We start from the raw sequence: 13928 nt of genomic DNA, 5'->3' as shown, positions 1-13928 counted from the left end.
GCCTCGGCCGTGGCGGCGCCGAACTTGCGCTCGATCTGGCGCAGCAGCACGGCCGCCTCGCCCTGCTGCAGACCCTGCTCCATGCCTTCCTGCCGACCCTGCCTAAGGCCTTCTTCCCGAAACCGCTGTGCAAACCCGCTCATCTGCTCGCTCTCCTGCGGATACCTCCGCGCATACAGCGCCGCTTCATTATCATTCAGCGCCGCGTAGATGTCGACGAGGTCGATGTACTTCAACCGGCGCTCCGGGTCCCGCTCAAGCTTCAGCAACCCTCGCAGGGCCGCGGCGTACGCCTCCACCTTCTCCTCCGAGGTGCTGCAGGCCATGTTCGGCAACATCAGCCGCGCGACCAGGTTGTCGCTCTCGCTGTAGTGCGTGTAGGGAATCGACCGCAGCCAGCAGGCCAGGTAGCTGAACTGCAGAAAGGTACGCCGGTCACCGCCCAGGGTGAGCCTCTCGGGGGCATGGCCTGCGTCCAGGAAGATCACCACCGGCACCACGCGTGTGGTCTCACACAGCTGTGCGAGATCCAGGCAGTAGTGCGCCAGGCGGTGGATGTCGAAGCGCCGCGCGGCACTCTCCTCTTCGAGCACGAACAATAGCGCCTCTCGGCGCCCGTCCGGCCACTCCACCAGCAACGGCACGTCGAGCTCGCGGAAGCGCTCGCCCAGGCGCTCCTGGAGCTGCTCCTGGCGCAGCGGTGTGATCCGAACGCCGGCGTCGATGGCGGCGGCCTCCTCGGCGGCGAAAAACGCCAGCGCCTGCCGCGGGTAGTCGAGGATCAGGTTTTTGAAGTTCTGGTCGTGGCTCATGCGCCGAACCTCTTGGTGGGTTGTTGTTATATTTATATACAGTATTTGAGGTGGCGGACTGAATCAAGGCTCCTATGGATTCGGGGGCGGGGTTGGGAGACGGTGGGGCGAGGGAGGGTGGCGGGTGTGAGGTGTGGATGATCTGTTGTGCCCCTTTGGAGCGCGGTCAGAAATGCCAGCGGGCGGTGATGCCCGCTTCGTTGAGCAGGTTGTCCGGGAAGGTCCAGTATTGCGTTTGGGCGTCGAGGAGTAGGTCCAGACGGTCGCCGATGCGCAAACCAACGCCGAGGCCGAAGACCAGGCGCCCCTGGAGCTCGGTGCTGCCCTCCACATCCAGCTCCCGACCCACGGCACCAAGGCGGACGCGGTAGAAGAACCGCTCTCCGATAAAGGTGTTCAGCGCGAGATGTACGCCGCCATAGCGAATATCAGCTTCTTCCCGGCCTTCATCCGCCCGGCGGGACAGGCTGCTGGTGGTGCCGACCAGTTCCGCTTCCAGGGCGATGCTGGATTTCGGTGTGTCCGCATGCTCATAGGGGAGCTTCCAGCCCAGCAGCAGCAACGGGCCATAACCTTCCTGCCAGCCTTCGAGTTTTAGTACCCGCGCTCCGCCACCCGCGTACCAGCCTCCTTCCCCACGCGGCGGCTCGAGGGCGTGCGCAGTACCGATGGCCAAGCCCAGCGCCAATGCGCCGATACTGCATACTTTGACCGTTGTCATGCGCCGCCCCCATGCTCCTCGCGCTTTGCCCGTTGCCACGCCGCCTCCTTGACCCCCATGTCGCTGTCCAGTAGATCGGCGCCCTCCTCCTGCAACCGGCCTTCCATAAGCCGGAAGCGGCGCTGGAACTTGGCGTTCGCCCCCCGCAGTGCGCGCTCGGGATCGATGCCGAGGTGACGACCAAGATTGGCGCAGGCAAACAGCAGGTCGCCGAACTCTTCCTCAACATCCTCCGGCGCGCCGTGCGCGCGGGCCTCGCCAATCTCCTCCAGCTCTTCGTGAATCTTGGCGATGACGCCATCGGCCGAAGACCAATCAAACCCGACCCTGGCGGCGCGGCGGGTGAGCTTCACGGCACGGGTGAGCCCAGGAAGAGTGGCGGTCACACCGGCAAGGGCGGAGGGCATCGGCGCATCTTCGCCCGCCAGGGGCGTTTCCCGCTCCGCAGCCTTGATGGCCTCCCAGGACGCTCCGGGTGCGTGCTCACCTCTCACCTCGCCGAACACATGGGGATGACGCCGGACCATCTTGTCATGAATGCCCGTCGCGACGTCCTCGAAGTCGAACAGGCCCTGCTCCGCGGCCATCTGCGCATGGAACACAACCTGGAACAACAAGTCCCCGAGTTCGTCGCGCAGGCCCTCCGGGTCCTCGCGCTGAATGGCGTCAGCCACCTCGTAGGCTTCTTCCAGGGTGTACGGCGCAATGGAATGGAAATCCTGGCGGACATCCCAGGGGCATCCGCGCTCCGGATCCCGCAGTCTGGCCATCAATGCCAGCAAATCGTGCAGTGCCTTCAATCGTACCCTCTCCAGACAGCGAGTCCATCAACCGGGCGGCTAGACCCCCCAAATACCGCACCTTGATGGCAGCGCGGTACACACTACCACAGCCGCTTCCAGCTCTTCTTGCCCCTCGACGCGGCGTTGTCTTGACTGAGCAGTGAGTCATGTATCATGGATCGGCGGGCTATTGCGAACGGGCTGCCTCGCGCCGCGAGACGGCGAATTCGCCAGCCAGTCACCACGTCCAGCGGTTCGGTGGATCCGTGCGCCTCCGGACTTGGGTACATGCGAATTTTCTGAGGATTCAGCATTGGCCAAAGCGACTCGCAAACCGGTGACGGCCCGCGGTGAGCAAACTCGCCAGAACCTGCTTGCTGCCGCTGAGCTGGAATTCGGTGAGAAGGGCTTCCACACGGCTTCCGTGAGTAGTATTACCAGGCGGGCCGGCGTTGCCCAGGGTACGTTTTACATCTATTACGATTCCAAGGAAGAGATTCTGCGCGAACTGGTGCGGTTCATGAACCGAAAACTCCGGCATACGCTGACCCAGGCCACGCACGGCATTACGGACCGCATCGAAGTCGAGCGGGTGGGCCTGGAGACCTTCCTGCGGTTCGCCATCGAGGACCAGAATCTGTACCGGGTCGTACTGGAGTCGCAGTTCATCGACGAGTCTATCTACCGCGAATACTATGAGCAGATGGCCGACGTCTATACCGCCCGCCTGGAACAAGCCCAGCGAGAAGGACAGATCCGCTCGGGCTCGGCCTACGGTCAGGCCTGGGCATTGATGGGGATGGCCTCGTTCCTGGGGCTGCGCTATGCGGTCTGGGAGGGAACGATGCCGCCGGATGACGTCATGGAAACCGCCTTGGCGTTTATCGAAGGCGGGCTGGTTCCGCTCAAAGATGATGACGTGAAGGCAGAATAGCCCGACCCGCCGGACGTATTACGCGTTCGCCTCATGCACGACTGCGATGCCACACCTCGATCGCGACGAATGATGCAACGTTTTGCTGCCCACCGGCGTTACCGGCGCTGATACTGCAGGGAGCCAGTGACCGTACTAGACGGCTGAACCCGGGATCGTGGACTGGGTGAGTAGTGCCCATTGGCACCTCCACCACCTCGGGCTGGTAGCGGAGCATCTTCGTGTCCAGCGTCACCGTCCCGGCGCCGGCCACCGGCACGACGAACGCGCCGAGGACGAAGGCAAACTGGCCTGCGGTGCGGCGATGACCAGGCGCAGCAACGGGCGCTTGTCGTAAACGAACAATCGTCGTGCCGACGCGGACCCCCGCAATGGTTCACCTTTTGGTACCCTTTACACATGCTATTCATTGTTATCGGTGGTTTAATCGGGGCCCTGGTGAGCGGTTTTTCCGGGCTCATCATCGGCGCGGCCTTCGGGTATCTGGTCCAGTTGATCCTGCGGCGCGTGCTGCGCGGTGGCCTGAAGCTGGTGCAGCAACAGTTCCTGGGCTCCACGTTCGCGGTCATGGGGGCGTTGTGCAAGGCCGACGGCGTCGTTACCCGGGACGAGATCAAGACCGCCGAGACCCTGTTCCAGCGATTGCACCTCTCCGAGGAGCAACGGACGTCGGCCAAGAAGGCATTCGAGCGGGGCAAAGCGCCGGATTTCGACCTGGACGCGGAGGTAGCCCGGCTTGCCCGGGTCTGCCGCGGTCACCACGCGATGCTGCAGACGTTCCTGCAGATTCAGCTTACTGCGATCGCCGCCGACGGCACCGTGCATCCCGCCGAGCACGACATGCTCGTTCGCGTGGCCCGGGGCCTCGGGCTTTCCGAGGCGGAGGTCGCGCGCCTCGAATCCCTGCTACGGGCATCGTCCGGCGCACCCTCCCGGGACCAAAAGCTCGAGAATGCCTACGCGGCGCTCGGTGTCTCCCCGGACGCAAGCGATTCCGACATCAAGCGCGCTTACCGGCGCCTGATGAGCCAGAACCACCCGGACAAGCTCGCCGGCAAGGGCCTTCCGGAGAACATGCGCGAGGTTGCCGAGGAAAAGACACGCGAGATTGCCACCGCCTACGACCTGATCAAGGACGTGCGCGGCATGGCCTAGCGGCTGGTCACGGACGGTGGTTCGGCGCCGCCCAAAGGCACTGGCGCGAAGTGTGGTCGCTATTCCCTGTGCCCCCCTCGTTCGGAGATCGCGCACGGTGATTTCTGCGCGCCCTTGGCGCGGTTTGTTTAAACGGTGCATTACGCTGGCGCTAATGACACCCTACGCCTTTCGAGCGGCGCCGGTTCCATCGCATGGCCACACCCTTCGATCGACGCCGGTGCGATGGCATGGCTACCCGGCGATACTGGATCGACGATGATCGCCTCAGCGCCATGATCGAGTCGTTCGTCGCCAGCGTCGGCTTGGTGCACAGCAACGAGAACAGCGAATCCCTGCTCCGCAACGTCACCATCGAGGAATGCCGCGCCTAGAAAGCCGCCCGCAAAGCCGCCGCCCAGTAGGAGCGGCCTTACCGCGACAATTCCAGAACGTGCGCAAGTCAATCGAGCACGACCGATAAATCCAGTTCTTGTGCGCAGGACATCAACGGCCTATGCTGAGGCATATGCCAAAAGGAACGATCATGAGTGCCGAACGTCATATCCGCATCTTCCGCAATGGCCGAAACCAAGCGATCCGGATTCCCCGGGAGTTCGCCCTGGATGCCCGCGAAGTGACCATCCGTCGCGAGGGCGATCGGCTGATCATCGAACCCGTTCGCCCACGTGGTCTACTGGCAACGCTATCGACGCTGCCGGACCTCGACGAGACGCTCCCCGATACCGATGCTGGCCTCCTCCCCCTGGACGACGTGGACTTGTGACTGACGCACCTACCTACATCCTGGATACCAATATTCTCTCGGCACTGATCCGTCACCCGCGAGGCGTCGTTCGGGACCATATCGCGCGGGTCGGCGAGACGGCTGTCGGGACATCCATTATTGTCGCAAGCGAACTCCGCTTCGGGGCGGAAAAGCGCGCCTCACCGGCATTGAGCGCGCAGATCGAGGCTATTCTTAACGCCATGGTCATCGTCCCGCAGGAGCCGCCCGCCGATGTCGCCTACGCGCGCATCCGGCATCAGCTTGAGCGAGACGGCACCCCCATCGGGCCAAACGATCTGCTGATCGCCGCGCAAGTCTCCACCATGGGAGCAACTCTGGTTACGGCCAACGTAGGGGAGTTCGAGCGCGTTCCGGCGCTTCGTGTCGCGAACTGGCTGTGACCGGGGCGATCCATTCATGTCCCGGCCCAAGCCCGACGATCTCCGCCAGGAGAGTCCCGGAAACCGCATCCCTTATCGTTTGTAGCGAGCGTATGAGTTGCACCGCCACTCCACGCGGGGGGAGTCCAGCGCGTCTGCCAACCGGATGCTGTCGTCCAGGAGCTGCTCATTGTTGGCGACAAATAGTTGCACCGGGGGCAGCCCGGCAAGCTGCGCGTAGAGGGGTGACGCCAGCGGCTCGTGACGATTGGCCGCACCACGGTGCGCGCAACCCCACGAAACAGGCTGACTCTTGCGGAACGGCTGGCCATCAATGGTGCTCCCAAGACTGGTGGCTCAGGCGCCCCGCGTCCGGCGTGTACCCTTCGGGGACGTCGTCATCGCGTGTCATCCTAACCTCTCCGGCAACCGGTATCGGCATCCGAGCCGTATGCCAGTGGGAACGCACAATTCCAGGCGGGGTCGGTGTCGTTAGCGGATGACGGGACGCCCGCCGTCTGGTGGGTGTCGTAAAAAAAGTACTTTTGCAAGAATATGACCGCGTGCAACCTGCCCCACCAGTAGGCCGCAGAGTGTTAAGCAACGAAACAGGAGATGTGAGCGCAGCCGTTTTGCAACCCGTCGAACAGGCGGTGGACCCGCTCGACGTCGTTATCGTCGGCTCCGGCTTTTCGGGACTCGGTGCGGCGATCCAGGCGCGTCGCTGTGGCTGGCACCGCCTGCGCATTCTCGAGAAGGGCGACGACATCGGCGGGGTGTGGCGCGAGAACACCTATCCCGGCGCGGCCTGCGACGTGCCGTGGCACCTGTATTCCTTCTCCTTCTACAAATGGTTCGGTTTTTCACGGCGCTACCCGCACCAGCCCGAGATTCTCGACTACATGCGCTGCTGCGCCAAGCACTTCGGGCTGTATGACCTCATCGAGTTCGGTGCGCAGGTGCGCGAGGCGCGCTGGGACGAAGCCGGTGGCTGCTGGCATGTCGAGGCCGAGGACGGGCGTTGGTGGCGCGCGCGTGTGCTGGTTGCTGGCGTCGGCCAGCTGTCGCGCCCAGCCTGGCCGAACATCCTGGGGCGCAAGCACTTCGGCGGCGCGAGCTACCATTCCGCGGAGTGGGACCACGACGTGCCACTGGAAGGGCGCCGCGTCGCTGTCATCGGTACCGGAGCCAGTGCCATCCAGTTCGTTCCGGAAGTGGCCAAGGTGGCCGGGCACCTGACGGTCTTTCAACGCAGCGCCCCCTATCTGCTGCCGCGCCTCGACGGCGACTACGGTCTGCTCAACCGCCTGCTGTTCCGCTACGTGCCCGGTTACGACCGTCCCTTCCGCTACTGCCTGTGGAAGCTCGGCGAAGTGAGCACCGATGCCTTCGACCAGGCCGACAATGCAGTCGCGCGCATCTTCCGATATGTGACCCGACGACATCTCGAGCGGCAGGTGCCGGATCCGGAGCTGCGCGCCAAGGTAACGCCGGACTATCCCATCGGCTGCAAGCGCATCCTCTTCTCCAGTGACTACTACCCGGCGCTGCAGCGCGACAATGTCACGCTTGAGACCGCCGGCATCCGTGCAATCAATGCCACCGGCATCGAGACGGTGGACGGCCGGCAGCACGACGCCGACGTGCTGATCTACGCCACGGGCTTCAGGGCCGCCGATTTTCTCGCGCCGATGCATGTCGTCGGCCGCGACGGTGCCGAACTCCAGGAGCGCTGGCGCCATGGCGCCAAGGCCTATCTCGGGATGACCGTGCCCGGATTCCCGAACTTCTTCGTGATGTACGGCCCGAACACGAATCTCGGCGGCAACTCGATCATCTACATGATTGAATGCCAGATGCGCTACCTCGATGGCGCGCTGCGGCATCTCAAGCGCGTGCGGGCGCTGGCCGTGCGCCAAGACGTCTTCGCGCGTTTCAACGAGGAGTTGCAGCGACGTCTGAGCCAGACCGTCTGGGCTGCGGGCTGCAGCAGCTGGTACCAGACCGCCGACGGCCGCATCACGAACAACTGGCCGGGGAAGACCTACGAGTACTACCGGCGCACGCGGCACCTCGACCCGGCGGATTACGAGATCGCCTAAGGCGCGTCAGGATGCCAGTACGTGCAGAGGGTGCCGGTCGACCGACTGACGGAAGAATTGGCTGTCGGCTGCTTCTTCAGCGATTCTAATTATGACGCTGAAGCAAGGGCCTCTCGGGCGTCGGCGCGCAGCGGATAGTGGTGCATTACGCTGGCGCTAATGCTACGCCCTTCGATCGGCCGCGGTGCCATGGCATGGCTGGACACGGTACCCGTAGTCGGTTAGCGCAGCGTAACCCGCCGTCAATAACACAGCGCCGCAAGTGCGCAATTCATGCTGCGCTTGTGCGCCTGCGGCGCGGTTTGTTTGACGGTGCATTACGCTGGCGCTAATGGCACCCTACGCCCTTCGATCGCACCCGGTGCCATGGCAGGACTCCACCACGTACCCACCGCGGGAGGGACGCCCGGGAGCCAGGGCCAACGGAAGATCGGCAACATTAGAACTGCTGCTGCTTCTTGATAAGAGCTTCCATGGGTATAGGGGCTTGGTCTACGATTTGGCTGGCTCGTGGAAATCACACAAAGGGGCCAGCTACAGAGGGTGCATGAGAGTTCTTCTGGTTCACGGGCTCGGTCGGACGCGGCGGTCGTTTTTTCTCTTGCGCCGACGACTTGTCGCTTTGGGCCATGCGCCCGAGTGCTTCTCTTATTCCGCCTCGCGTGAGCGCCACGACGCCGTTGTTGAGCGGCTTGCGGCCAGGCTCCGTAGCCTTGCCGCAGTGGAGCCGGCGGTGGGGCTGGTGGGGCATTCCTTTGGGGGGCTACTGCTGCGGCAAGGCATTGCGCTGACGCCCGAGGTGACGGTGCGGCACCTCATCATGCTGGGTACACCAAACCGTCCACCGTATCTTGCACGGGTGATGTACCCATACTTGCCTCAGCGTATACACGTCGGCACGTGTCGCGCGTGCCTGGTCGACGACACGTGGTTTCAGAGGCTACCGGCATTGCGGGTTCCCTATACGGTCGTCGCAGGCACCGCCGGGTGGCGTGGCTCGCTGAGCCCGTTCAAGGGTAAGGGCAATGACGGACTAGTCCAGGTCTCGGAGACGCTCGTCAAAGATGACGATCACCCGTTTCTGGTTCCAACGATACACAGTTTGCTCATGAATAATGCACGCGTTCATCGGCTCATCATCGAAAAATTTGAGCCGGTCTAGTGTCCTGTCACCGGAATTCGGTTACAGGACACTAGACTGCTGAATTTCCAGTTATTCAGTGCCTTGCTGCCCACCGGCGTTACCGGCGCTGATACTGCTTGGAGCCGAACATGGCCTCCCATGCCGTATTGTCGTCCGTCTTCGCTTTGTCTGCGGCATCCTTGAGCACCTCGAGCCCACGCTGAACCGCAGAGCGCGCTTCGAGCGCTTGCTGCCAGCGCCGAACGTTCGGATACTCGGCGATATCCACATTCTGCTGGTCATAGGACCGCGTCCATGGGTAGGTGGCAATGTCGGCAATGGAATAGTCCCCAGCCAGGTACTCGGCCTCACCGAGGCGTTTATCCATGACGGCATACAGGCGATTGGCTTCGTTGGTGTAACGCCTCACCGCATACTCGATGGTCTCAGGCGCGTACTTGATGAAATGGTGTGCCTGCCCCAGAAACGGGCCGACGCCGCCCATCTGGAACATGAGCCACTGCAGGGTCTGCGCGCGCCGCCGCGGATCCTCCGGGAGTAGCTGACGGTGCTTCTCCGCCAGGTAGATGAGAATGGCCCCGGACTCGAATAGCGTCAGCGGCTGGCCGTCCGGCCCCTCTTCGTCCACGATCGCCGGAATCTTGTTGTTGGGGCTAATGCGCAGGAACTCCTCGGAGAATTGATCGCCGGCCCTGATGTCGATGCCGTGCACCTGATAAGGAAGGCCGAGCTCTTCGAGCAGGATGTGGACCTTGTGGCCGTTCGGGGTGGGCCAGCTATAGAGCTGAATCATCGGGTAACCTCCAATCGGGTGGTGGTGGCGAACCGCTCACGGCAGGTCCGGACAGGGGATCTCGATATCCGGATTCCTGACCACACCTGCCAGCAGACAGCTCAGGTAGACATCGTTGGCACGGCTGCTGACATCCTCGGGTCTCCCGTCGCGGGCTTCGTTGAGCAGCTGCGCACCACTGCGCATGTGCACGAGTCCCAGGTTGTAAAGCGCGTCACGGTAGTCGGGGTCGTATTCCAGTGCGTTGTTGAAAGCGGCTTGAGCTTCGTCAAGATTGCCTTTCTCGGCCTCAATGGTACCCACCTGCAGCCACGCACGCGGCCGTTCGGGATCCAGCTCCAGGAGTTGTCGATAGGCGGCCAGCATCGCTGCGTCATCGCCTGCTGCCTCTGCCTCCAGTGCCGCCTGGTTGAGGCGCAGGATCTCACGGCGTTCGTCGCCGGTGGTCGTAGCGCAGCCTCCAATCACTAACGCCAACAGGCACAGGACACCGGCCCAGGCCTGCCGGTTTGTCATGGTCCGTCCCATGGCAAACCCCTGCATCTCCTGTATCATCTACGGCCTACTACTGGTTGCCGAGGGCACAGCGGGTGGGCTCCACGTCCCTCGTGGCCGGCACTCTACCATACTCATCGCCGCCATCGCCCGCCGGACGACGCCGACGGCGGCCCAAGCTCAGGGATACGTGCTTTAAGCAAATGCGTACAGATCAGCAACCGAAACGACGTCAGACCGTTCCCGTCACCATCGGTAATGTCATGGTTGGCGGCGAGGCTCCGGTGGCGGTGCAGTCCATGACCAACACCGATACCGTCGACGAGGTCGGTACCGCCGTCCAGGTCGCGGATCTGGCGCGAGCCGGCTCCGAGTTGGTGCGCCTGACCGTCAACACGGAAGAAGCGGCGGCCGCCGTGCCCCGTATCCGCGAACGACTGGAGCGCATGGGGTTGGACGTCCCCCTCGTGGGCGACTTCCACTTCAACGGCCACAAGCTGCTCGAGCGTCACCCGGCCTGCGCCGAAGCGCTCGCCAAGTACCGCATCAACCCGGGCAACGTGGGGCGTGGTGCACGCCGGGACACGCAGTATGCGCAAATGATCGAGACGGCGTGCCGGTTCAACAAGCCGGTGCGCATCGGCGTGAACTGGGGCAGCCTCGACCAGGACCTGCTGGCCCGCATGATGGACGACAACGCCGCCCTCGCCCAGCCCCTGGAAGCGCGGGACGTCATGAAGGAGGCGCTGATCGTCTCCGCCCTGGGCAGCGCGCAGCGCGCCGAGGAGCTGGGGCTTGGGCATGACCGGATCGTTATCTCCTGCAAGCTCAGCGGGGTTCAGGATCTCATCGCCGTCTACCGCGATCTCGCCGGTCGCTGCGATTACCCGCTGCACCTCGGTCTAACCGAGGCGGGCATGGGCTCCAAGGGGATTGTCTCCTCGTCCGCGGCGCTGGGCGTGCTGTTACAACAGGGAATCGGCGACACCATCCGTATCTCCCTCACTCCGGAACCCGGCGAAGCGCGCACCAAAGAGGTGCAAGTCGCCCAGGAGCTGCTGCAGACCATGGGGCTGCGTGCATTCAATCCCCTCGTCGCCGCCTGTCCGGGATGCGGGCGCACGACCAGCACGGTCTTCCAGGAGTTGGCCGGCGATATCCAGAGCTTTGTCCGGGATCGTATGCCGGAGTGGCAGCGCCATTACCCGGGTGTCGAGGAGATGAGCCTGGCGGTCATGGGTTGCGTGGTCAATGGCCCCGGCGAGAGCAAGCACGCGAACATCGGCATTAGCCTCCCCGGCACCGGTGAGCGCCCAGTCGCGCCCGTCTACGAGGATGGCGAGAAGACCGTCACCCTCAAGGGGGACAACCTCGCGGACGATTTCAAGGCGGTCATCGAGCGCTACGTGGCGCGGCACTATGGCCGTGACGACCAGGTTGCGGCGCCCGCTGCCGGTTCCTCACAAGCCCCGTAGCGGCGCTTCATTCATCACTGACCGTAGTTGCTCGAATGCCGGTTACAGGACACTAGGGGCGCAGACTGCCACGATCCACCGTGTGGCAGTGATTCACGGGGCCGCCCCCGCCACCAAAACCTGGCGCCGTGCGAATCGCCTCGAGCAGGTAATGCCGCGCCTGCTCCACGGCCGCCTCCAGACTCATTGACTGCGCCAGCGCGACGGCAATGGCCGATGCCAGCGTGCAGCCGGTGCCGTGGGTATGGTGCGTGTGAATGCGCGCGTGACGATAGACGCGAACGTCCTCCGGGCCAGCCAGCACATCGACAATGGAGTCCCCCGGCAAATGGCCGCCTTTGAGCAGCACGGCGCCGCCGGTCATGGACTGCAGGGCGCGGGCGGCGTCCTCCATGTCGTCTACGCCCGGGATGTGCTGCCGGAGCAGGACCTCCGCCTCCGGGAGGTTCGGGGTGAGCAGCGTCGCCCGCGGCAGCAGCCGCTCTCTGAGGCACTCGACGGCGCCTGGATCCAGCAGCTGGGCGCCGCTTTGTGCCACCATGACCGGATCGACCACCAGCGGGATACCCCGTCCGGGACCCTCGGCAAGCTCGACGACGCATTCGATGGTTTGCGCGTCGTGGAGCATCCCCGTCTTCAGGGCATCGGCTCCGAGGTCATCCATGACGGCATCGATCTGTTTTTGCAGGAACGCCGGCGGCACAGCATGAACGCCGTGAACGCCGCGGGTGTTCTGAGCGGTGAGCGCCGTAATGGCGGTCATGGCATAGCCGCCGAGTGCGGTGACCGTCTTGATGTCCGCCTGAATGCCGGCCCCGCCTCCGGAGTCGGAGCCGGCAATGATCAGCACCTTGCCATGCGCTTGTGTGACCATCTCAGCCATCCAGTTGTTGCCGAAGTGTGTTGCGGTCAACCTTGCCTGCCCCGGTGACGGGGATGGCGGCAACGACGGCAATCCGCACCGGGACCTTGAACGGTGCCAGGCGCTCCTTGCAAAAGGCCCGCAAATCGTCTGGGAAGTTGTCGGAGACCTCGCCCGCGGCGACCACTGCGGCCACCGGCACTTGGCCCCATCGGCTATCGTTCATCGCCACAACGCACGCCTGCGCCACCGACGGATGCCCCTGCAGCACGGTCTCGATCTCTTCCGGGGAGACATTCTCGCCGCCACTGATAAACATGTTGTCGGCTCGCCCCATGATGCGAACATTCCCCTGGGCGTCTTCCACCGCCAGGTCGCCACTGTCCACCCAGCCGTCGTCCAGCAGCGCCTTGCGCGTGCGCTCCGGTTGACCCAGGTAGCCGCCGAAGTTGTGCAGGCTGCGCAGTTGCAGCACACCCACGGTGCCCTGGGGCACTGGCTCGCCACTCCCCTGATCAACGATGCGGAAATCGCTGTGGATCATGCTTGTGCCGATGCTGCGGTTATGGCTGCGGATGGTCTCCAGATCCTGATCCACACCGCCGTAGATGAAATTCGACGGCCCGGCCTCTGTCAGGCCGTACGCCTGCACCACGGGAATACCGCGCGCGTAGAAGGGCTCCATGACCTCGGCGGCGCAGGGTGCACCGGCGCTGGTGACGCCCTGGAGGGTCGACAAATCGGTTTCGTGGAAGCGAGGGTGCTCGGCGATGAAGCGCAGCATGGCCTCCACGCCGCCGAAGTGGGTGACGCCCTCCTGCTCAATGACCTCCAGCACCTGACCCGGGTCGAACTGGCGCGTGATCACCGAATAGCCGCCCGCATGAAACATCGGCGTCAACGAGTTCCAGCCCCCCACGTGAAACATGGGGAACGTGATCAGCTGGCGCTGCTCCATGAGCACGCCGCCGGTGACGATCATATCCAGCGCGTTCCACACCATCTGCCGGTGCGGGACGATACAGACTTTCGGCGTTGCCGTGGTCCCGCCCGTATGGATGTAGAGAAACGTATCGGACTGGGCCAGGGGGACGTTCACGTCCCGCTCCGGATGCTCGAGCAAGGGACGGAAGCCGCTATCGTCGCCATCGGTGATGCGCACCTGCTTGGCGACCGAGGCCGGCAGAGTGAGCTCCTCCACCAGGGCATCGAAGATGTCCTCGTAGACGAAGGCGCGGGGCTGGATCCGGTCCAGAAGCTCGTTCAGCTCGCGCGGGCGGAGACGGTAGCTCAGAGGCGCCAGGATGGTGCCGATTTTGCCGCAGGCCAGGTAGAGATCCAGCGCTTCCAGACGGTTGCGACTGATCATGCAGATGGCGTCGCCTTTGCGCAGGCTGGCCTGATCCAGCAACCAGCCACCGACCCGGTTGGCCCGCGCATGGGTGTCGGCGAAGCTCAGCCGGGTGCCGGTGTCGGCGTCGTAGATTGCCGCCCGATGCGGTGT

Annotated in this window: 16 protein-coding genes; 8 read left to right on the top strand and 8 right to left on the bottom strand. The window is 63.8% G+C overall.

The window, feature by feature from the left end; translation table 11 throughout:
- From QZT63_RS09710 to mazG, 3 genes are all read right to left on the bottom strand, one after another.
- A partial coding sequence (locus QZT63_RS09710; protein WP_290650720.1) for a hypothetical protein occupies nt 1-812 on the bottom strand: 812 nt, incomplete at its 3' end.
- Between the two features lie 166 nt (nt 813-978).
- Nucleotides 979-1533 (bottom strand): hypothetical protein, encoded by a 555-nt coding sequence (locus tag QZT63_RS09705; protein WP_290650718.1) that lies wholly within the window; start codon nt 1531-1533, stop codon nt 979-981.
- Nucleotides 1530-2333 (bottom strand): nucleoside triphosphate pyrophosphohydrolase, encoded by an 804-nt coding sequence (gene mazG / locus QZT63_RS09700; protein WP_290650716.1) that lies wholly within the window; start codon nt 2331-2333, stop codon nt 1530-1532. Before mazG ends, QZT63_RS09705 begins: the two co-directional genes overlap by 4 nt.
- A gap of 295 nt (nt 2334-2628) precedes the next feature.
- On the opposite strand from mazG, the gene QZT63_RS09695 reads away from it, so the two are divergent.
- The 5 genes from QZT63_RS09695 (at nt 2629) to QZT63_RS09675 (ending at nt 5574) form a co-directional block, all read left to right on the top strand.
- Nucleotides 2629-3249, top strand: a complete 621-nt coding sequence (locus tag QZT63_RS09695) for a TetR/AcrR family transcriptional regulator (protein WP_290650714.1) — start codon at nt 2629-2631, stop codon at nt 3247-3249.
- Nucleotides 3250-3648: 399 nt separating this feature from the next.
- Entirely contained in the window at nt 3649-4404 is a 756-nt protein-coding gene (djlA, locus tag QZT63_RS09690; RefSeq protein WP_290650713.1) for a co-chaperone DjlA, read from the top strand.
- A 230-nt stretch (nt 4405-4634) separates the two neighbouring features.
- Entirely contained in the window at nt 4635-4778 is a 144-nt protein-coding gene (locus QZT63_RS09685; RefSeq protein WP_290650712.1) for a hypothetical protein, read from the top strand.
- Between the two features lie 152 nt (nt 4779-4930).
- On the top strand, nt 4931-5170 hold the full coding sequence (locus QZT63_RS09680; protein ID WP_290650710.1) for an AbrB/MazE/SpoVT family DNA-binding domain-containing protein: 240 nt from the start codon (nt 4931-4933) through the stop codon (nt 5168-5170).
- Nucleotides 5167-5574: a type II toxin-antitoxin system VapC family toxin gene (locus QZT63_RS09675; protein WP_290650708.1), complete on the top strand. Its 408-nt coding sequence runs from the start codon at nt 5167-5169 to the stop codon at nt 5572-5574. The genes QZT63_RS09680 and QZT63_RS09675 overlap by 4 nt, the downstream gene beginning before the upstream one ends.
- 72 nt (nt 5575-5646) lie before the next feature.
- On the opposite strand, the gene QZT63_RS20065 is transcribed toward QZT63_RS09675, so the two are convergent.
- The gene (locus tag QZT63_RS20065; RefSeq protein ID WP_366636591.1) at nt 5647-5889 is read right to left on the bottom strand and encodes an alpha/beta hydrolase fold domain-containing protein; all 243 of its coding nucleotides are present in this window, start codon (nt 5887-5889) and stop codon (nt 5647-5649) included.
- A gap of 281 nt (nt 5890-6170) precedes the next feature.
- Between QZT63_RS20065 and QZT63_RS09670 the strand changes: the two genes are divergently transcribed.
- The gene (locus QZT63_RS09670; RefSeq protein WP_290650706.1) at nt 6171-7655 is read left to right on the top strand and encodes an NAD(P)/FAD-dependent oxidoreductase; all 1485 of its coding nucleotides are present in this window, start codon (nt 6171-6173) and stop codon (nt 7653-7655) included.
- 547 nt (nt 7656-8202) lie between these two features.
- On the top strand, nt 8203-8817 hold the full coding sequence (locus QZT63_RS09665) for an alpha/beta hydrolase (protein ID WP_290650704.1): 615 nt from the start codon (nt 8203-8205) through the stop codon (nt 8815-8817).
- A gap of 79 nt (nt 8818-8896) precedes the next feature.
- Here the strand turns inward: QZT63_RS09665 and QZT63_RS09660 are convergent, their stop codons facing one another.
- Nucleotides 8897-9592 (bottom strand): glutathione S-transferase N-terminal domain-containing protein, encoded by a 696-nt coding sequence (locus QZT63_RS09660; protein ID WP_290650702.1) that lies wholly within the window; start codon nt 9590-9592, stop codon nt 8897-8899.
- A gap of 36 nt (nt 9593-9628) precedes the next feature.
- Complete coding sequence (locus tag QZT63_RS09655; protein ID WP_290650700.1) at nt 9629-10108, bottom strand: tetratricopeptide repeat protein; 480 nt, start codon at nt 10106-10108, stop codon at nt 9629-9631.
- 182 nt (nt 10109-10290) lie between these two features.
- On the opposite strand from QZT63_RS09655, the gene ispG reads away from it, so the two are divergent.
- Nucleotides 10291-11562 (top strand): flavodoxin-dependent (E)-4-hydroxy-3-methylbut-2-enyl-diphosphate synthase, encoded by a 1272-nt coding sequence (gene ispG / locus QZT63_RS09650; protein ID WP_290650698.1) that lies wholly within the window; start codon nt 10291-10293, stop codon nt 11560-11562.
- Nucleotides 11563-11614: 52 nt separating this feature from the next.
- Here ispG and thiD read toward each other — a convergent pair whose 3' ends face one another.
- Together thiD and QZT63_RS09640 are read right to left on the bottom strand one after the other, a co-directional pair.
- Nucleotides 11615-12436, bottom strand: a complete 822-nt coding sequence (gene thiD / locus QZT63_RS09645; protein WP_290650696.1) for a bifunctional hydroxymethylpyrimidine kinase/phosphomethylpyrimidine kinase — start codon at nt 12434-12436, stop codon at nt 11615-11617.
- 1 nt (nt 12437) lies between these two features.
- On the bottom strand, nt 12438-13928 hold a 1491-nt coding region (locus QZT63_RS09640), incomplete at its 5' end, for an AMP-binding protein (protein ID WP_290650694.1).

Origin of the sequence: Aquisalimonas sp., assembly GCF_007120195.1 — a bacterium.
GTDB lineage: Bacteria > Pseudomonadota > Gammaproteobacteria > Nitrococcales > Aquisalimonadaceae > Aquisalimonas.
This window is presented reverse-complemented; position numbering and strand designations above follow the sequence as displayed.